Source organism: Nocardioides nitrophenolicus (assembly GCF_016907515.1).
GTDB classification, from domain to species: Bacteria; Actinomycetota; Actinomycetes; order Propionibacteriales; family Nocardioidaceae; genus Nocardioides; species Nocardioides nitrophenolicus.
This window is the reverse complement of the sequence record NZ_JAFBBY010000001.1, coordinates 3,818,231-3,836,155: the sequence shown is the minus strand read 5'-3', so window position 1 is coordinate 3,836,155 and position 17,925 is coordinate 3,818,231. Positions and strand designations below refer to the sequence as shown.

Annotated in this window: 14 protein-coding genes and 1 pseudogene; 6 read left to right on the top strand and 9 right to left on the bottom strand. The window is 71.0% G+C overall.

Annotation, left to right across the window (positions count from 1 at the left end; translation table 11 throughout):
* Positions 1–8 precede the first annotated feature (8 nt).
* The 3 genes and pseudogenes from JOD66_RS29580 to JOD66_RS28550 all read left to right on the top strand — a co-directional run.
* On the top strand, positions 9–1,424 hold the full coding sequence (locus JOD66_RS29580) for a DUF6418 domain-containing protein (RefSeq protein WP_204838309.1): 1,416 nt from the start codon (positions 9–11) through the stop codon (positions 1,422–1,424).
* Positions 1,408–2,724, top strand: coding sequence for a hypothetical protein (locus JOD66_RS18575; protein WP_204838308.1), 1,317 nt, complete (start codon positions 1,408–1,410; stop codon positions 2,722–2,724). Before JOD66_RS29580 ends, JOD66_RS18575 begins: the two co-directional genes overlap by 17 nt.
* A pseudogene (locus JOD66_RS28550) lies at positions 2,703–3,695 on the top strand (acyltransferase family protein); the annotation flags it as partial. The gene JOD66_RS18575 and the pseudogene JOD66_RS28550, both read left to right, overlap by 22 nt.
* A gap of 66 nt (positions 3,696–3,761) precedes the next feature.
* On the opposite strand, the gene JOD66_RS18570 reads toward JOD66_RS28550, so the two are convergent.
* On the bottom strand, positions 3,762–4,823 hold the full coding sequence (locus tag JOD66_RS18570; protein ID WP_204838307.1) for a glycosyltransferase family 2 protein: 1,062 nt from the start codon (positions 4,821–4,823) through the stop codon (positions 3,762–3,764).
* The gene (locus tag JOD66_RS18565; protein ID WP_204838306.1) at positions 4,823–6,073 is read right to left on the bottom strand and encodes a lipopolysaccharide biosynthesis protein; all 1,251 of its coding nucleotides are present in this window, start codon (positions 6,071–6,073) and stop codon (positions 4,823–4,825) included. The genes JOD66_RS18570 and JOD66_RS18565 overlap by 1 nt, the downstream gene beginning before the upstream one ends.
* Before the next feature lie 125 nt (positions 6,074–6,198).
* Here JOD66_RS18565 and pseI point away from each other — a divergent pair, with 125 nt between their 5' ends.
* On the top strand, positions 6,199–7,239 hold the full coding sequence (gene pseI, locus JOD66_RS18560; protein WP_204838305.1) for a pseudaminic acid synthase: 1,041 nt from the start codon (positions 6,199–6,201) through the stop codon (positions 7,237–7,239).
* Here the strand turns inward: pseI and JOD66_RS18555 are convergent.
* The 7 genes from JOD66_RS18555 to JOD66_RS18525 all read right to left on the bottom strand — a co-directional run bounded on the left by JOD66_RS18555 (position 7,190) and on the right by JOD66_RS18525 (position 15,208).
* Entirely contained in the window at positions 7,190–8,725 is a 1,536-nt protein-coding gene (locus JOD66_RS18555) for a bifunctional UDP-2,4-diacetamido-2,4,6-trideoxy-beta-L-altropyranose hydrolase/GNAT family N-acetyltransferase (RefSeq protein ID WP_204838304.1), read from the bottom strand. The two genes, pseI and JOD66_RS18555, sit on opposite strands and share 50 nt — an antisense overlap.
* Complete coding sequence (locus JOD66_RS18550; protein WP_204838303.1) at positions 8,725–9,453, bottom strand: cytidylyltransferase domain-containing protein; 729 nt, start codon at positions 9,451–9,453, stop codon at positions 8,725–8,727. Before JOD66_RS18550 ends, JOD66_RS18555 begins: the two co-directional genes overlap by 1 nt.
* Positions 9,450–10,574, bottom strand: coding sequence for a DegT/DnrJ/EryC1/StrS family aminotransferase (locus JOD66_RS18545; protein ID WP_205126455.1), 1,125 nt, complete (start codon positions 10,572–10,574; stop codon positions 9,450–9,452). The genes JOD66_RS18550 and JOD66_RS18545 overlap by 4 nt, the downstream gene beginning before the upstream one ends.
* Entirely contained in the window at positions 10,574–11,563 is a 990-nt protein-coding gene (pseB, locus tag JOD66_RS18540) for a UDP-N-acetylglucosamine 4,6-dehydratase (inverting) (RefSeq protein WP_204838302.1), read from the bottom strand. Before pseB ends, JOD66_RS18545 begins: the two co-directional genes overlap by 1 nt.
* Before the next feature lie 2 nt (positions 11,564–11,565).
* Entirely contained in the window at positions 11,566–12,945 is a 1,380-nt protein-coding gene (locus JOD66_RS18535; RefSeq protein ID WP_204838301.1) for a tyrosine-protein kinase domain-containing protein, read from the bottom strand.
* Positions 12,946–12,984: 39 nt separating this feature from the next.
* Positions 12,985–14,739 (bottom strand): DUF4012 domain-containing protein, encoded by a 1,755-nt coding sequence (locus JOD66_RS18530; protein WP_204838300.1) that lies wholly within the window; start codon positions 14,737–14,739, stop codon positions 12,985–12,987.
* Positions 14,740–14,830: 91 nt separating this feature from the next.
* Positions 14,831–15,208 (bottom strand): hypothetical protein, encoded by a 378-nt coding sequence (locus JOD66_RS18525; RefSeq protein WP_204838299.1) that lies wholly within the window; start codon positions 15,206–15,208, stop codon positions 14,831–14,833.
* A gap of 235 nt (positions 15,209–15,443) precedes the next feature.
* On the opposite strand from JOD66_RS18525, the gene JOD66_RS18520 reads away from it, so the two are divergent.
* Both JOD66_RS18520 and JOD66_RS18515 read left to right on the top strand, forming a co-directional pair.
* A complete protein-coding gene (locus tag JOD66_RS18520) occupies positions 15,444–16,472 on the top strand; it encodes an AraC-like ligand-binding domain-containing protein (protein WP_204838298.1) in 1,029 nt (342 codons plus the stop codon).
* A 395-nt stretch (positions 16,473–16,867) separates the two neighbouring features.
* A complete protein-coding gene (locus JOD66_RS18515; RefSeq protein WP_204838297.1) occupies positions 16,868–17,821 on the top strand; it encodes a helix-turn-helix transcriptional regulator in 954 nt (317 codons plus the stop codon).
* Positions 17,822–17,925 lie beyond the last annotated feature (104 nt).

The following is a 17,925-nucleotide window of genomic DNA, read 5'->3' as shown; positions in this document are numbered from 1 at the left end:
AGGAGATCGTGACGCCGACCGCGCCGACGAGCGAGCGTGGGCGGACGGACCGTGGGCTCTATCCTCTCGTCTTCGCCTGCCTCGGGGGCGCCGTCGCCTGCCTGTCCCTCCAGTCAACGCTTCTCCCGCTCGCGCTCGCGTTCCTTGCTCTCGGCGTGCTCGCGGTTCAGGACCTGCGAGTAGTCATGGTTCTCAGCTACCCCATCTACGCCCTGTTCGGGGCGCTCACCTCCGTCGCCGTCATCGAGCATGGCGCCTACGTCACCGAGCAGTTCCGCTACGGTTCGGCCAACGGAGCCACCGCCGCGCTGGCGGTCTACGCGATCTCCTTCGTCACCGCCGGCCATCTCGCGATCTCCAGCCTCAGCGGGCGTGGTGGACACGGCGCAGCCGTGACGGCCATGCGTCTGCGTCGCCTGATGATCGGCATCTGCCTCGGCTCGGCTGTCTTCTACGGCATCGCCATCACGATGGTCGGGACCGGCTTCGCCTATGTCGATCTCAGATTCGGATGGGCCCGCGCACTGCCCGGGCCGCTGGCCGTCGTCCACAACATGTTGGTGGGATTCCTCATCCCGGCTGCCTTCGCGATGGCCGGGATCTGCGCCACCATCCGGCGGCGGATCGACCGGGGGCTCGCCGTCCTGCTGCTGCCCGTGCTGTCGATGATCCTGATCGGCACGAAGTTCTCCGCCTTCAACATCCAGGTCACCATGGCCGTGACCGGTGTCGGCGTCGGTTGGCTGCTGACCGATCGGAAGCCGGCGCTCCGGGTGCGGCACTTCGGCTACGCGGTGCTCTTCGCGGCGATCATGTTCGCGAGCATCCTGATCGGCTACCGGGCAGCCGGCAGCGACGACCCGATGCGCTCGTTCGAGCAGCGGATCGCCCTGCAAGGGCATGTCTGGTGGGGCGTCTACGACCGGTACGACGGTGAGCCGGCAGTTCAGCTCAGCCGGCTCGTCGCGCCCAACACCCTCGACCGACCTGCCGGCCTGGACCTGCTGTCGTATCTCGTCAGCCCGCCCGAGTACGTGTACCAGCACATCAGCCAGGGGATTCACTTCACCACGGGCGGGGCGGCCGGCGTGCTCGCGGTCTTCGGGCTGCTTCCCGGGCTCGTCGTCTACGGTCTTCTCGGCGCGCTCTACGGACCGGTGATCCGATATCTCAGGCACACCCTCGAGGACGCCAGGCCGGCCTTCACCGTCGCGGGGCTGGTCATGCTGACCATCTGGTCGTATGCCACGCAGACAGGAGACTGGTCGATCTCCTATCAGTACCTGTCCCTGATCTGCTACGTCGCCGTCGGGACCTATCTGCTCACCCACCGACGCCGTTCCCACCTGTCGGCACGCCTCGCAGGCGAGGAACCCCTCCGCCGCGCTCGCGAAGGAGTTCGCCCACGTGCCGCCACGTCGTAGCCCTCACCTTCGCAGGCCCGCCGCTCTCGTCTTCTACGACCATCCCGAGAGGGAGCACGGCGCACTCACCGCCTTGTACGACGAGCTGGCCCCGACCTGGAATGTCGGCTTCCGCTCCATCCACTTCGAGACGGCGAGCGCCGCGCTCTGGGCCCTCCGGCACCGACCGCGGGTCATCGTGCTTCCCCAGTGCTACGGGCCGAGCCATCTCGAACGCATCCTGCCCGTCCTGGCCGCCGCACCGAGTGCGCAGGTGCTCATCACGCACGAAGAGCAGCTGACCATCCCGATCTTCCACGACTTCCTCTGGCCGTCCGACCCGGCGTCACTAGCCGTCCTGCGCGCATGCGGCCATGTCGTGTGGAACGACGACAGCGCACGGATCCTCGACGGGCAGGGCATCGGTGGCGACCAGATCTTCGTCTGCGGGCACCTGCGATCGGCCGTGCGAGATCATGCCCGGTCGCCCGAGAACAGGTCACGGCTCGCAACCCGGTGGGGCGTCGACCCCGCGAAGAAGTGGATCCTGTTCGCGGAGAACCGCACCGCGCTCCTCGCGATGAACGACCACGACCGAAGGGAGTTCACCGCCTCAGGTGTCTCCGACTCCGATCTGACGCAGCTCCTCGAGGAGGCGCGTGCCGGTGTCGACTCCTTGATGCACGACCTCGCCGAGCTCGGCCGGCTACGGCCCGACCTGCTCGACCATGTCGAGTTCATCTATCGCCCCCACCCGGGCAAGAACGTCGCCGTGGACCTTCCCGACTGGGCGCACAGCATCGGCGATGGCGACATCCACGACTGGCTCTCAGCGGCCGACGTCTACGCGACCCATCAGTCGACGTCGATCTTCGAGGCCGCGTTGTACGAGCTCCCGTGCTTTCGCGTCGGGCCGAGCACGCCCGCGTACACCATCCGGTCCCTCGCCGATATCCCCGTCGCCCACGAGGGAATCCGGACCGTGTTCGAGGCGGCCGGGACGCCGCGCGACGACCTGCTCAGGACCACGGAGGTCGCGCGTGTGGCGCGGGACACTCTCGGCGACCCCGGCCGGGTCATGGCGAACTACGTGCAGGCGTTCACCTCGATCTCCAAGCGATCGAGTCCCGCCCGGCTGCGAGGTCGCGGGTTCAGCGTCCTCCGAGGAGTTCTGCTGATGCCTCGACGGCTCTCCTATGAGCTCGCCTCCTGGCTCACCGTGCGCAGTGGCCTGATCCGACTGATCGGGTTCCCCCGATCGACGGCACGGGCGCTCTCCCAGGTGCCGTACGCCGGCTCGTGGAAGTGGCCGGGCACGTGACGAGGCGCCCGGTCACGCTGGGAAGCACCTTCGACCCACGACGCAACAGTCTCAACGTGCTTCGCCTGGCGATGGCCGCCGCCGTCGTCTACTCCCATGCCGATCCGCTTCGCGGGCTCGGACGCGAGCCGACGCTGTTCGGGACCAACATCGGCACCTGGGCGGTCATTGGCTTCTTCGTCGTCTCGGGTGCCCTCATCACGCGGAGCCGTCTCTCCCGCACGACGTGGGAGTACGGCCGTGACCGAGTCTTGCGGATCTTCCCCGCGTTCTTGTGGGTGACCGTTCTCATCGCGTTCGTGGCGTCGCCGCTGTCCCTGCTGCTGAACGGCGGTGACCGTGCGTGGAGCTGGCCGAGCGCCATCACCTACGTGGTGACGAACCTGCCGCTGGGAGGAGGCTTCGAGTTCCGGCAGGACTCCGTGGGAACGACTCTCGCGGGACTTCCGATCGAGGTGTGGAACGGCGCGACCTGGACGCTGATCTATGAAGCGCTCTGCTACGTAGCCATCGCCGTAGTCACGGCCGTCGTTCCCCGGCGCCTCCTGGTGGGGACGCTCTGCCTGGCCTGGCTCGCGATGGCCTCGGTGGCTCAGGTCGGCATGTGGATCACCCTGCCCAAGATGGCAACGGACCTCGGCACGATGGGCGGGGCGTTCTGCGTCGGTGCCATCTTCTGGCTGGAACGGGACCGGGTCCCGGCCGGTGGCAGTGCCGCCACGATAGCCGGCATCGTCTTCGCCTCGGCCGCTCTCCTCGGCTTCCCCTTCTCCGTGGCGCCGGTCGCACTCGCGATCGTGATCTTCTACCTGTCGTGGCGAATTCCGGTCGACCAGATCGGCGCACACGACCTGTCCTACGGGGTCTACGTCTGGGGCTGGCCGGTGCAGCAGCTGGTGATGCTGACCCTGGGCACCTCCTTGTGGCCCGCCGCCGACCTGGCCGTGGTCCTCGCGGCGACGACTCTCCTGGCGTGGGCCAGTGCCGTCGTGGTCGAGGAGCCTGCTCTCCGGCTAAAGCAGCCGCGGAGCCGCGGATCAGCACGATCGCCGGGTGCGACGAGCCAGTCGCCTTCCCAGCGTCAAGACCCGAAGCGGGCCGTGCCACCGCCGCCTGATGACGACGTAGAGGAGCCTGCGCGACAGCGGCGCCCCTTGCAGCGCCCCCAGCCGCCACAGCGGAAGGTCGACTGACAGCTCATCTCGAAAGGCGAGGTAGGCGTCCCGGCCGTGCATCCGGCGCGGAGCATCCGGGTGGGTGAACACCGCATTGATGGCATCCTTGATCAGCTCGACCTTGTAGAGCTGCCGCAACTCGGCCGACACCGTCGAGAATCCGTCGAGTCGCCGGCCGATCTCGACGTGCCCCGCCACGATTCGCTCGTCATAGCGTCGCGAGCCCGAGCCGGCCACCCCGTAGCGATAGTCCACGAACCTGCTGTGGGACACCGCGATCCGGTCGGTCGCGTGGAGGACGCGCAGCATCCACTCGGCGTCCTCCCGCTTGACGAGTGTCTCGTCGAACCACAGCCCGCTGCCCCGGAGGAAGTCGACACGGAAGACCTTCGCCCAGGTCACGGCCACGAGGAAGGAGGACGACTCTCGGCCGTGATTGAAGATCGCGAGCAGGTCGGCGACGACCGTTGCTGGATCCGGGCGCTCGGGGAAGCCGGTGAGGTCGTAGGCCTCGGTACCGGTCCCCGACGCGGCGAAGCCACCCGCGGAGGCCAGCAGCACGTCCACGTCCGGTGCCAGCCCGTGGAGCACGTCAGCCGCGGCGGAGGCGACGCGGTCGTCCGGATCGAGAATGGTGAGCCACTCCCCTCGCGCCGCCCTGAGCGCGGTGTTCCGGGCTCCGTTGAGTCCCCGGTTCTCCTGCCGCAGCAGCCGCACCCGCGGATCCGAGCTCGCGAGTCGGTCCACGCAGGCAACGACCTCGCGCCGGGTCGACCCGTCGTCCACGAGAACGACCTCGATGGGGAGTCGAAGTCGCAGAGCGGATCCGACCGCCTCCTCGATGAGCTCGGGGGCGACGTTGAACACCGGGACGGCGATCGTCAGCCGGGGGCGACCTCCGATCGGCGATGCGCGCTCCACCATCAGGCCGCCGCTCCTTCGTGGCTTCGGATCGAGTCACGCCACCGGCCGGACCGCCGGGCGGCGGCCACGGACTTGGCGGCCGCGAGCAGCACATAGGACGACGCCAGCGCGATGCACACCGCCCGGGCGCCCTCGACACCGAGGCCGCGGTCGAGGGCGGTGGCGAGCCCGACGAAGACGGCCAGACCGAGCGCCGCGCTGGCGAGGATGACCCGATCGCCGTCGAGGGCATAGAGCACGTAGTGCGGCACGAGGGAGAGGTTGAAGATCGCCGTCGCGCCCAGCACCCAGGGCAGCATCCAGATCTGCCGGGCGTAGGTCGCGTGACCGATGAACCCGAGGGCGAACGGCATCAGGACGGCCACCGCCCCGCACGTGGCCAGGACCACCACCAGTGTCTGGGCCAGCATCCGGCGGGCCTCTCGCCGCAGGCCACGGGGATCGCGCCGGGCGGCGTGCCGGACGAGCCGCGGGTAGGCGAACTGGTGAACTCCGGCGTACACGATGCTGGACATGCCGGCGGCGATCGCCATGAAGACCGAGTAGGCGGCGACGACGTCCAGGCCGGCCCACACCTTCAGGAGGTGGCGGTCCAGCGTCGCCAGCGCCCGCAGGCAGAGGGTGCCGGCCAGGAGCGGCGCCGCGATCCGCATGCCCCGCCGTATCCACGGCCAGTCGACCCGAGCCCGGCCGGCTCCGCGCAGCTCGCGGCGCACGAAGCCCGCCCCCAGGGCAGCCCCCACCAGGTTGCAGCCGAGCCAGCACGACAACACCGTGCTCAGGGTGCGCAGGTCGGGAGAGAGCGCGACGAGAGGCACCGCGGTCAGCGGCATCAGTCCCTGGCGGACGAAGATGGTCACGCTCGCCTGCAGTTGGCGGCCGGTCGCGATGAGCACCCGTTCGATCTCCATGCCGAGGTGCTCGCTCGGCACCAGCAGGAGCAACCAGGCGACGCCGGACCAGGCCAGCTGCCCGGTAATCAACGGAACGACGATCAGGGCAAGGGCGAGGGCGTACAGCACCGCCGCGAACGCGGCGTGCGAGCGGAGGAACGTCGGCCACCTCTCTCGCTCGCCGCGCAGCAGCTCGCGGGTCGAGTAGGTGTAGAAGTCGAACCCGAGCGGATAGATCAGGTAACCCACCGTGACGACGATCAGGCCGTACCTGCCGACATCCTCGACGCTGAGGAAGCGTGCCAGGACGATCGTCTGCGACGACCTCGCGGCGAGAGCCCCCAGCCGCAGGCCCACCGGTGCGATGCGCGCCGCCGTCCCCGGGGAGGTCGTGCCGGTCAGCTGCCCGCTCCTCTTCGACGAAACGCGAAGCGGCTGCCGAGACAGCGGCTCTTCGCCATGATTGTTCCTACGCTGCCGCCATGACTGCGCAGGACGAAGCTCGTGACCCCCGACCGCCCTTCGTGATCGCCGAGATCTCGGGCAACCACAACGGCAGCCTCGAACGGGCGCTCACCCTGGTGGACGCGATCGCGACGACCGGCGCCCGAGCGGTCAAGATCCAGACCTACACCGCCGACACGTTGACGCTCGACGCCGATCTCCCGCGGTTCCGGGTGCGCGCCGACCATGACCTGTGGGGCGGACGGACCCTGCATGACCTCTACGAGGAGGCGCACACGCCGTGGGAGTGGCATCGGCCGATCTTCGATCGGGCTCGGGACCACGGCCTGACGCCCTTCTCGACCCCCTTCGACCCGAGCAGCGTGGAGTTCCTCGAGTCCCTCGACGTCGAGCTCTACAAGACCGCGTCGGCGGAGATCGTCGACCTTCCCCTGTTCCGCGAGATCGGCCGCACGAGGAAGCCGATGATCATCTCGACGGGGATGGCGTCGTTGCGGGAGATCGAGGACGCGGTCGAGGCCGCTCGTGACGGCGGCTGTCCCGACATCACCCTGCTGGTCTGTACGGCGTCGTACCCGGCCGATCCGGCGGAGGCGCGGCTCGGGAACATCGAGGTGCTGCGGAAGGCGTTCGGGCTGCCGATCGGCCTCTCCGACCACACTCTCGGCCTCGGCACGGCGCTCGCCGCGGTCGCGCTCGGAGCCACGGTGATCGAGAAGCACGTCACGCTCCGCCGCGGCGACGGCGGCGTCGACGCCGCCTTCTCCGCCGAGCCCGAAGAGCTGCGACAGCTGGTCGCCGAGGCGCGGTCGGTTCAGGTCGCGGCCGCGAGCCCCGTCCAGTTCGGCCCGACGCCGGGCGAGCAGGCCGTCCTGGAGCTGCGCCGCTCGCTGTGCGTGGTCGCGGACGTGAAGGCGGGCGAGGCCGTGACCACCGCCAACGTGCGGTCGATCCGTCCCGCGGGCGGCCTGGCGCCCGCGGCCTTCGACCTGGTCGCCGGCCGTCGCTTCAGGCATGACGTCCCCCGTGGGACGGCGCTGACGTGGGACCTGATCTGACGGGCCACCGCGCGTACTGGCCGAAGCCTTGCGCGTCGGGCGGCGCGAACGGCAGGTAGCCCGCTCCCGCGAACAGGCCCCGGGAGGCCCGGTTGTCGTCGTGGATCGTCGCCAGGACCACCGGGACCCGACGCAGGGTCGCGACCAGCTGGGCGTGCGCGGCCTCCAGGATCGCACCGGCGCGGTGCTGTCCTCGGGCGTGCGGGGCCACGGTGATGGAGATCTCCCAGTGGTCGCCGAGCCGCTGGTCCCAGCGGACGACGGCGATCGGGTCGGGCGACAGCGCGAGCCACAGGTGTCGGTCGGGCCGCGTGAGCGTGTGACGTAGCCACTCCTGGTGCGTGTCGCGATCGACGGGCGCACTGGAGCGCGACCACTGCCGGGTCACCGGGTCGTTGCGCCACGCCAGGAGCAGGTCCGCGTCGTCGCGCGTCGCGTCGCGCAGACGCACGGCAGTGGAGGCGGTCGGCCGGTCCGCGACGACCCGACCCGCGCTCTCCCAGGCCGAAACGGTGCGCCAGGCGCCCCGGCCGTCGACCAGCTCGAAGGCCCGGTCCGCCGCGGTGCGGAGCGGCCCCGGGTCGTCGAGCACGCCCGACAGTGCCCTACGGACCCGACCGCTGCCCAGGTCCGCGGACCGCCCCAGCCCGATCGCCGCACCGGTCGCGACCACGGCCTCATAGCCCGGCTCCTGGTTGTCGCTCACGCACAGGACCCCCATCGGGACACCCAGATGGCACAGCTCCCACACCGAGGAGCCCGCCGCCGTCACCACCAGGTCCTGCTCGACCGCCAGCGCCGCGAGCTCGTCGGTGAACGGTACGACGGCGACCCGGTGCGGTCCGGCCGCGGCGCGAACGGCCTCGTGCTGTGCCTGCGGGGCCACCACGGTCACCTCCCGCCCCCGGACCGCCCCGGCGAGCTCGGTCACCACGCGGGCCGACAACCCCCACGCGTCGGTGCCGCCCATGACGACCAGCACCCGGCGTACGTCGGTGGGGGCGATCGGCACGCGGGGCCGCGCGAATCGGACGGCCGATCGCAGCGCGACGTAGTCCAACCCCGGCAGGACCCAGCGCGCCTCGGGCGGCTGCGTCGCGAGCCGCTGCTGCGCACCGAGGTTCGGGTCGATCACGAGGTCCGCGGGACGCCGGCCGTGGGGATGGTCCTGGGTGGCGCTGACCAGGCCTGCCGCCCATCGCTCCCGCGTCGGCGCCAGGTCGTAGCTGTCGATGTGGAGGACGTCCGGGGCCAGCTCGGCGACCAGCGAGACCGGACTCGACTCGAGACCGTCGGGCGCGAGGCGGTGGAGTCGATCGGGGTGGTGGCCGAACCGGAGGAGCGTGGCCGCCGCGGACTCGTCCCATCGACCACACCAGGACACCTCGTGGCCGCGTCGGCCGGCCTCCTCGGCGAGCGCGACGGAGCGCATGAGGTGGCCCATCCCTCGGCGGGCGCCGCCGTCGGCGTGGATCAGGATGCGCATCACTCGCCCGGCTCCCGCTGCTCGACGTGGGCGTTGAGGGCGGCCAGCTCGGGATGCCGGCGCAGCAGCTCGACCAGCTCGTCGCCCGACATCGCGGCGCCGCCGTGGTCCTCGATCAACGCGCGGATCAGGGCGAGGTCGTCAGCGGTGTCGAGCGTGAGCCGCAGGTTCGCCGCGTCGTCCGCACGGCGCATCGACCGCAGCCGCATCCGGCCCGACCCGTTGCCTCGCAGGTACGGCGTCACGTGCTCGCGATGTCCGGGGTCGGTGGCGTGGGTGTCGGCGTCGAAGAGCGCCTCCGCCCCGAACACCTCGAAGTCCAGGCCGCGCGGATAGGTCCGCTCGACGGTGTTGGACAGGTAGAGCCACGGGTCGCCCGCGGCGCGGAACAGCTCGACCGCCTCGGCCACCAGGTGACCGTCGATGAGGGGGCAGTCCGAGGTCACCCGGACCACGGCGTCCAGGTCGTAGGAGCGCGCCGCGACGGCATAGCGCCCGAGTACGTCGTGCTCGCTCCCGCGGACCACGCCCACGCCGCGCTGCGCCGCGAGGTCGGCGACCCGGTCGTCGGCCTGGTTCGTGGTGGTCGCGACGACCAGCACGTCCCCCACGCCGGCGAGCCGGCCCAGGTGGAGGTCGAGCAGCACGCGGCCGCCGACCTCGATCAGCACCTTGCCCGGTAGCCGGGTGCTGGTCATCCGTGCCTGCGTGACGACGCCGACCTTCATCGCAGGCTTTCCGACAGGACGTCGACGACCCGGTCGACCTGGGCATCGTCGAGCCCGGGGTGGATGGGCAACGACAGCTCCTCGGCGTAGAACTGCTCGGCCCGAGGGCAGCTGCCGCGCTGGTACCCGGCGCGCGCGTAGACGGGATGCCAGTAGACCGGGAGGTAGTTGACCTGGACGCCGATCCCGGCGGCCCGCATCCTCTCGAACACCTCCCGCCGGCGGCCGCCCAGGACGCGCACCGGGTACAGGTGCCAGACCGGGTCGACGCCCTCGCGCACGGCGGGAGTGCGGACGCCGTCGACGCCGGCCAGGCCCTCGGCGTACCGCGCGAAGATCTCGGCCCGGCGGCGCTTGAAGGTCGCCAGCCGGCGCAGCTGGGAGAGGCCCAACGCGGCGCCGAGGTCGGTCAGTCGATAGTTGAGCCCGAACTCGTGCACCTCCTGGTGCCACGGCCCCTCGTCGCGGATCTCGAACCGATCCGGATCACGCACCAGTCCGATGTTGTGGAGCTCCTGCGCCCGTCGCGCCAGCGCCGGGTCCTTGAACAGCGCCGCTCCCCCTTCACCGGTGGTGAGGTTCTTCGTCGGGAAGAAGGACATGGTGGTGATGTCGGCGAGGTCGCCGACCGGTCGCCCGCGGTCGGCACCGCCGACGGAGTGGGCGGCGTCGGCGAGGGTGAGCGCGCCGACGCTGTCGGCGACGGCCTGCAGCCGGTCGTAGTCCGCCGGCTGGCCGGCGTAGTCGACGGCGGCGAGCACCTTCGTGCGGCTGGTGACCACCGCGGCCGCGGCGTCCGGGTCGAGGAGGGCGGTCTCCGCGTCGACGTCGGCGAACTCGACCCGCGCCCCCAGGATCGACGCGGCGCTCGCCGTCGCCACGAAGGTCATCGGCGTGGTGACCACGACGTCGCCCGGCCCGACACCGGCGGCGGCATAGGCCACGTGCAGCGCCGCCGTCCCCGACGTCGCGCTCACGGCACGGTGTCCACCGGCGTGCGCGCCGAGAGCCCGCTCGAAGTCGGCGACGTAGGGACCCGTGGTCAGCCAGTCGCCACGCAGCACCTCCACCACGGCGGCGATGTCGTCGTCGTCGATGCACTGCCGGCCGTAGGGCAGCATCACGCGTCCGCCTTCAACACCGCGGCGATGTCGTCGACGGAGTACCACAGGTCGTTCTTGTCGGAGGCGCAGTGGAAGCCCTCGGGAACGGGCACGCCGTCGGCTCGGCGCCGGTAGCCCCAGCCGTCGGTCTCCGGCTCGAGCACGTAGTACCTGCCGTCCATGACCATGACCGCCCGACGGCCCTCCTCGACACTGATCATCTCCTCGTGCAGCTTCTCGCCGGGACGGAGTCCGATGTCGTGCATGGCCGCTCCGGGCGCGACGGCCTGGGCGAGGTCGACCACCCGGTGGGAGGGGATGTGGGGGACGACGAGCTCACCGCCCTGCATGAGATCGAAGGTGTCGACGACCATCTGGACGGCCTCGGGAAGCGTGATCAGGAAGCGGGTGCAGCGCAGGTCGGTGATGGGCAGCGACTCGCCTCGCGCCGCCATCGCCCGCCACTTCGGGATGATCGAGCCTCGCGACCCGGTCACGTTGCCGTAGCGGACGACGGCGAAGCGGGTGGGATAGGCCGCGGCGTAGCTGTTGCCGAGGACGAAGATCTTGTCGGCGGTCAGCTTGGTCGCGCCGTAGAGGTTGATCGGGCTCGACGCCTTGTCCGTCGACAGCGCCACCACCCGCTTCACCCCGGCGTCGATCGCGGCCTCGACGACGTTCTGGGACCCGGTGACGTTGGTCTTGATGAACTCGAACGGGTTGTACTCCCCCGTGTCGACCTGCTTGAGCGCCGCCGCGTGAACGACGTGGTCGACGCCGTGCATGGCTCGCAGCAGCCGCTGCCGGTCACGGACGTCGCCGAGGAACCAGCGCATCCGGGGGTCGTCGCCGAACAGCTGGCGGGCCTCGAACTGCTTGAGCTCGTCGCGCGAGTAGACGATCACCCGCTGGGGGTCGAGATGGGCCAGGGCATGGGCGATGAACGCCTTGCCGAAGGAGCCCGTGCCTCCGGTGACCAGGATGTTGGATCCCTCGAGCAGCGACATCGTCATTCCTCCGTCTGCGCGGGCACCTGGGGTGCGTACCCGTAGCCGTATCCGTAGCCGTATCCGTAGGACCCGCTCTTGGCCGGCACCTTGTTGAGGACCAGGCCGGCCAGCTGGGCATCGACCTGGGCGAGCCGGTCGATCGAGAGCCGGACCTGGTCACGCGTGACCTGTCCGTGGCTGAGGACGACGAGGGCGCCGTCCGACTTCGCGGCCAGCAGGGCGGCGTCGGTGACCGGCAGCAGCGGCGGGGCGTCGATCACGACGACGTCGTAGCTGTCGCGGGCCCGGGCGAGGAGGTCCTCCATCGCCCGCGACTGGAGCAGCTCGGCGGGATTGGGTGGCACCGGCCCCGCGCCGACGACGTGAAGTCCCGATGCGTCGTCGACGAGGACGACGTCGTCGAGCGCCAGCCTGCCGACCAGGACGTTGGTCAGCCCGACGGCATTGTCGAGTCCCAGCCGCTGGGCCGCCATGGGCCGACGCAGGTCGGCCTCGACCAGGAGCGTGCGCGATCCCCCTTGGGCCAGGCTGATCGCCAGGTTGACCGCCGTCGACGTCTTCCCCTCACCGGGCACGGCCGAGGTCACGACGAAGACCTTCCGGGCGCTGTCGACGTCGATGAACTGCAGGTTGGTCCGCAGCACGCGGAAGGCCTCCGCGCGCGGCGAGTGGGAGGCGATCTGGGTCAGCAGCGGCGACTTGGCCGTCGTCGCGTCGAACACGATCGTGCCGAGCGTCGGGGCATCGGTGAGCTCGGCGACGTCGTCGAGTGACTTCACCCGGGTGTCGAGGAGCTCGCGCACCACGGCCAGGGCGAAGCCCAGCAGCAGGCCGGCCACCAGTCCGAGAGCCAGGTTGCGGCTCGGCCGTGGGGACACCGCGGAGGTGGGGAGCGAGGCCGCGTCGACGATGGTCGCCTTGATGGGGGCCTGGGTCTGCCCGGCCGGCGTCTCCAGCTCACGGACGAGGTCGGTCAGCTGCTCGGCGTACGCCTGGGCGACCAGCTGGGCCTGGCGCGGATCCGGGCCGGTGACCGTGACCTCGAGGTTGACCGTCTCCAGCACCACCTGGGCGCTCACCGCCGCGGTCAGCACGGCCGGCGTCACCTCGATCCCGGTCTCCTCGATGACCCGTTGCGCCAGCTCGCGGCTGCTGATCAGGTCGGCGTACGACTTGACCCGCTGGGCGGAGAACTGGCCGCCCTGCAGCAGCTGGCCGTCATCGCTCTGCGAGGTGGTGACGAACAGCCGGGCCGTCGAGGCGTACTGCGGCGTCTGCACCGCCGTCAGCACTCCCGCCACCGCGGTCGTCACGACCGCGATGACCACGATCGACCGCCACCGCCGGCGCAGCACCTTGAGGTAGTCATGCAGGTCCACGGACAGCTCCCCCGGCAGTCGTCGGCACTCTTCTCACCATCACCCGGCACATGCGCTCTCCACGGCGCGAGCGCCGTTCTTCCTCTCGATCGTCGGTGTCACCTGGACCTGGGTCGGGCCGTCCTGACCGGGTCCGCTCTCCATCGCCCAGGCCAGGTCCACGCTCTGGCCCGGCGCGAGCTGGACGTAGGTCATCGCGACCGGGCGTCCGCCCTGGTCGGCCTCGATCACCTCTGACGGGACCCCGTTGAACTCGACGTCGGTGACCGAGCCGTCGGTGGGCCCGAAGACGCGCACCGCCATCAGCTGCGTCCCCGGGCGGGAGCCGTAGGCGCCGCCGCCGGTGACGTAGTCGGGCAGGGATCCCGCGTCGGGCGGGGCCACGGACCGGATCCGCGCCTTCGCGAGGTAGCGCTGGGTGGACCCCCGACAGGTCGTCGCGGTCACGTCGACGTCGTAGCGCAGGTAGTAGGACATCTTGGCGCCGGTCATGTCGTCGACCGTCACGCCGACCTGGGGGCTGCGGACCCGCGGATCGGTCACCAGCTCGCCGGCGATCGTGGTGCCGGCGAGCTGCTGCTGCACGGCCGCGTCGAAGGAGTGCACGAACACGCGCCGCTCCCGCACGGCGCGGGCGAGGGCACGCAGGATCGCGGTCGGGTCGTCGGCACCGGCGGTGAACCGGTCGAAGGTGGCGGCCGCGACCGCCGCGAAGAAGGCGTCCTGCGCGGCCGGGTCCGGCACCCGGAGGTAGGTGGCGTGCAAGAGCTGCTCGACCGCGTTGTCGCCGGTGATCTCGATGCCGTCGACCACGACCGGACCGGTCGCCTCCAGGAGGTAGCCGATCCCCACGGCGTCGAGCAGCACCACGCCGTCGACCGGTCGGCCGGGGAACCGCTGCTCCCACCGGGCTCGCAGCAGGTCCGCGGCCCGCGGGACGTCCGGCGTCATGGTGGCGTTGACGAAGTAGGTGCCGAGCACGTCGCCGTAGAGCGCGTCCTCGGCGGCGGTCAGGGGAAGCACCGGTTCCGCGGTCTTGCCCAGGGCCGCGCCCGCCACCTGGCGACCGAGCCGGAGCACACCGTCCGTCGCCTCCACGGAGCTGACGGCACCGGCCAGGCCGCCGGTGCTGCGGATCTCGGCGTTGTTCTCGAAGACGACCAGGTGGCGCCGGGCGCCCTGGTCGCCCAGCATCGCCGGCAGCACCCGGGCCGCTGTCTCGGCCGAGGCGAGCGCGTCGGAGGCGCGAGAGACCTGGTCGCGGAACCTGCGGAACCGCTGCTCGAGGCGGCCGACGAAGCCCGACGGATCGACCTGGGCGAGATCGTCGTCCGCGGAGCCGAACGCGACCCGGGCCTGGTGCACCGGCTCCGCGACGTCCGCGACCGCCTGCTGGTCGACGGCACCGCCCCGGGGCAGCAGCTGCTCGAAGCGGTCCGAGGCCGCCACCAGCGGCTCCACGCCGTCGTCGGCCAGGTCGGCGAGTACGACGCTCGTCGTGCGGACGCCGGCGGCGTCGTCGCCGACGAACGGGAGCCGGGTCAGCAGACCCCAGGTCGGGCCCGACGTGCGCTCGGCCGCCTGTCGGCTCGACGTGCGCAACCCGGCGACCTCACGCTCCATCGCGTCGCTGTCGCGGGCGACGACGGCGGACTGGATGCGCTCGGCGTGCCGGACGGCGTTCGCGAGGTCGGCGTTGACCTGCCAGGCCGTCCAACCGGCCCAGAGCAGTCCGAGCACGAGGATCGCTCCCGCCGCGAGCAGCACCGCTCGCGGGCCGCGCAGCCGCGACATCCGTCCACCTCCTGTCGTCCGGGCATGGGTGAGGGTCCCGGCCGGTGTGGCCCGGGACCCTCAACCTGAGTTCAGCTACGCGCGGAGCGCGTCACTTCACCTTGACCTTGAACTTCTTGGTGGTGTCCTTGAAGACGCCCGTGCCGTCGACGGTCGCGGTGCACTTCCACTTGCCCTTCTGCGCCAGCTTCGGGCCCTTGAACTTGCCGTTGGCCTGGATCGCACCGAGCTTGACCTTCTTGGTGCCGGCGCTCTTGCACACGACCTTGACCGTGCCCTGCGGCACGACGTTGCCGGTCGCGGTGACGACGACCTTGACCCTCTTGCCCTTCTTGATCGCCTTCTTCACGGGCGCGGCCTGGACGTCGACGGTGCCCGGATACGGCGCGGCCTGCGCCGGAGTGGTGGCTCCCACGAGTCCGAGCGTCATCAGTGCGGCGGCCAGCAGGCTCAGCACGATCTTCTTCATTGGGAGGCTCCCCCTCAAGCAGTTGTGGACAAAGCAGTGAGACCCCGTCCTGTGCGGAGCCGATGGCAAACGTGCCACAGGGCGGCGGGGGTCAGCGCGCTCGTTCGGGGCGGCGTTCGCAAATCGTCGAGCGGGGTCGCGGCCGGCTGCGGGAACGGCCGGAGCGGTCGCCGAAATGCGAACTGGCTCCGTATTTTTGCGCAGTTCTGGATCGCTCCGACGGAAAACCGACAGCGTGACCGAACGCCCACCTCCAGCGACACGCATCGACATCGAGGGCCTCGACGCCTGGACGGACGCCTGCGCCCAGGCCTACGTCCCGCTGCGGATCGACGCCATCGGGGAGGACTTCCGGGGGGCCATCCGCGAACGCGCCCTCGGCAGCCTCGGCATCACCCAGGTCGCCTCCACCCCGGTCACCGTGACCCGCACCGCTCGCTCGATCGCGAGCGACCCCCGTGACACGTTCATGCTCGGCATCTTCCTCCGGGGCGCCGGGACCATCGTCCAGGACGGCCGGGTGGCGACCTACACCGGAGCCGGCGGCTTCCTGATCGACGGCGACCGGCCCTACAGCATGCGCTACGAGCACCACAACGACCTGCTGGTGCTCCGGCTCCCGCGCCCACGGATCGGCCTGCGCGACCGCGACCTGCGCGAGCTGACCAGCGTCCACATCCCCCGGGACTCCAGCGGCCTCAACGTGCTGCGCCGCTATCTCGCCGGACTGGTCGCGATGAGGACGCCGCTGACGGACGTCGAGGAGCACCAGGAGGTCGCCGTCGAGCTGACCCAGGCCCTGCTCCACCCGATGGTCTACACCGAGCGGTCCCGCGCCCTGCTGAGCGGGGCAGCGATCCTGGCGAGCGCGCGCTGGTTCATCGAGCAGAACCACACGGATCCGCGGCTGACCGTCGACGACGTCGCCCGGCACTTCATGATCTCCCGGCGCTACCTGGAGATGCTGTTCACGAAGACCGACGGCGGCGGCCCCGCGACCTACCTGCGCCGCGTCCGGCTGAGCCGCGCCGCCACCCTGCTCGCGAGCCAGCCCCACCTGAAGATCCGGCAGGTCTCCGCTCAGGTCGGCTTCAGCGACATCAACACCTTCACCCGCGCCTTCAACCGGACCTACGAGGCCACCCCGAGCCGGTGGCGGCGGGTGCAGCTCGTCCAGCCCCAGCCGCGGCTGCCCCACCGCCCGCCGGACCTGCTGACCGACCTCGACCACCACGACTGGACGTCGCCGACCTTCCGCAGGTGACGACGGGGCCCGAGTCCGGATCAGGAGATATCAGGGAGTCTCGTGACCGGACCCGGGCCTCTCGCTCACCGCCCCCCAGGCAGCGAGCCGGCACGAGCGCTCGACGTCGACGCGTGCTGGCCGACCCGGACCCATCCGAGGAGGTCGAGATCGACAGCTGTTGTGGGGACGTCGCGTCGGAGCGTCGAGCGTTCGGCCGCGTCGTCCCGAAATCTAGGGAGCGCACGCGGGATGTCCACCTCCTCGCCGCGCATCCGTACGCGAATCGTCGACGCGCAGGTCTCCGTCGGCTGCGAATCGACGTTCTGCGAAGTGGCGTCGACGATAGGCGAATACCGCGACACGCTGTCACCTACACTTCCGGCCAGTTGGTTCTGGATCTTTGGGGGGATCGGATGACCGCGACCAGCCGACATGTCGTCACCGAGATCGACGAGTGGGTCAGCCGCTGCAGCTCTGCCTACGTACCGCTGCGGGTGGATGTCGCCAAGCCCGCGTTCCGCGGTGCGATCCGCGAGCGGTCGATCGGCGACCTGAGCGTCTGCCAGGTCGCGGCGACCTCGTCGGTCGTCAGCCGCACCGCCGCCCACGCCTCCGCCGATCCCCGCGAGTCGCTGATGTTCACCGGGGCCCTCGCCGGGACCACGGTCGTCGTACAGAACGGCCGGGTCAGCGAGCTCGGCGCCGGCGGCTTCTACCTGATCGCCAGCGACCTGCCCTACGGCCTGCGGATCCCACGCCACAACGACCTCGCCAGCCTGCGCATCCCGGTTTCGGCGCTGCAGCTGCGCCCCGACGAGCTCGGCGTCCTCGGCGGCGCCACCCTGCACGGCGGTGTCGAGCAGGCCCGGATCCTCGTGTGCCGGATCAGGGAGCTGGCCGCCGCGCCCGCCCCGGCCACGGCCGAGGACGAGCGGGTCACCGTCGAGCTGGCCCGGGCCGTCCTCCACGTGCTGCGCTACGGCGAGACCTCCCATCCGGTGCTCAGCGGACCCGCGATCCTGGCCAGCGCCCGGTGGTTCATCGACACCCACCACGCCCGGGCGAGCCTGACCATCGACGAGGTCGCCCAGCGGTTCGTGGTGTCCCGGCGCCACCTGGAGAGCCAGTTCGCCCGGACCGACACCACGCCCGCCGCCTACCTGCGCGAGGCCCGGCTCCGCCACGCGTGCGACCTGCTCTCCCAGGAGCCGTCGACCAGCGTCACCGCGATCGCCGCCCGGGCCGGCTTCTCCGACGTCAACACCTTCATCCGCTCGTTCCGCCGCGAGCACGGCGCCACTCCCGCGCAGTGGCGGCGCGACGACCGGACGCAGGAGCAGGACCCGGGGCTCGCGGCGACCGGGTGAGCCGCGCCGCCCCTCGGGTCGGCCGGTCGCTGGTGAGGGTCTCCCACGTCGGCGCCGTCGCGGCGTGTCCGGGTGGGGGATTCACCACGGGATGTAGGTGAATG

What these genes read in the sequence shown, in the direction of transcription:
- JOD66_RS18570 (WP_204838307.1), bottom strand. Translation starts at nt 4,823, where the DNA reads ATGGTGGAGCGCGCATCGCCGATCGGAGGTCGCCCCCGGCTGACGATC.
- pseI (WP_204838305.1), top strand. Translation starts at nt 6,199, where the DNA reads ATGACTGCGCAGGACGAAGCTCGTGACCCCCGACCGCCCTTCGTGATC.
- JOD66_RS18555 (WP_204838304.1), bottom strand. Translation starts at nt 8,725, where the DNA reads ATGCGCATCCTGATCCACGCCGACGGCGGCGCCCGCCGAGGGATGGGC.
- JOD66_RS18550 (WP_204838303.1), bottom strand. Translation starts at nt 9,453, where the DNA reads ATGAAGGTCGGCGTCGTCACGCAGGCACGGATGACCAGCACCCGGCTA.
- JOD66_RS18545 (WP_205126455.1), bottom strand. Translation starts at nt 10,574, where the DNA reads ATGCTGCCCTACGGCCGGCAGTGCATCGACGACGACGACATCGCCGCC.
- pseB (WP_204838302.1), bottom strand. Translation starts at nt 11,563, where the DNA reads ATGTCGCTGCTCGAGGGATCCAACATCCTGGTCACCGGAGGCACGGGC.
- JOD66_RS18530 (WP_204838300.1), bottom strand. Translation starts at nt 14,739, where the DNA reads ATGTCGCGGCTGCGCGGCCCGCGAGCGGTGCTGCTCGCGGCGGGAGCG.
- JOD66_RS18525 (WP_204838299.1), bottom strand. Translation starts at nt 15,208, where the DNA reads ATGAAGAAGATCGTGCTGAGCCTGCTGGCCGCCGCACTGATGACGCTC.
- JOD66_RS18515 (WP_204838297.1), top strand. Translation starts at nt 16,868, where the DNA reads ATGACCGCGACCAGCCGACATGTCGTCACCGAGATCGACGAGTGGGTC.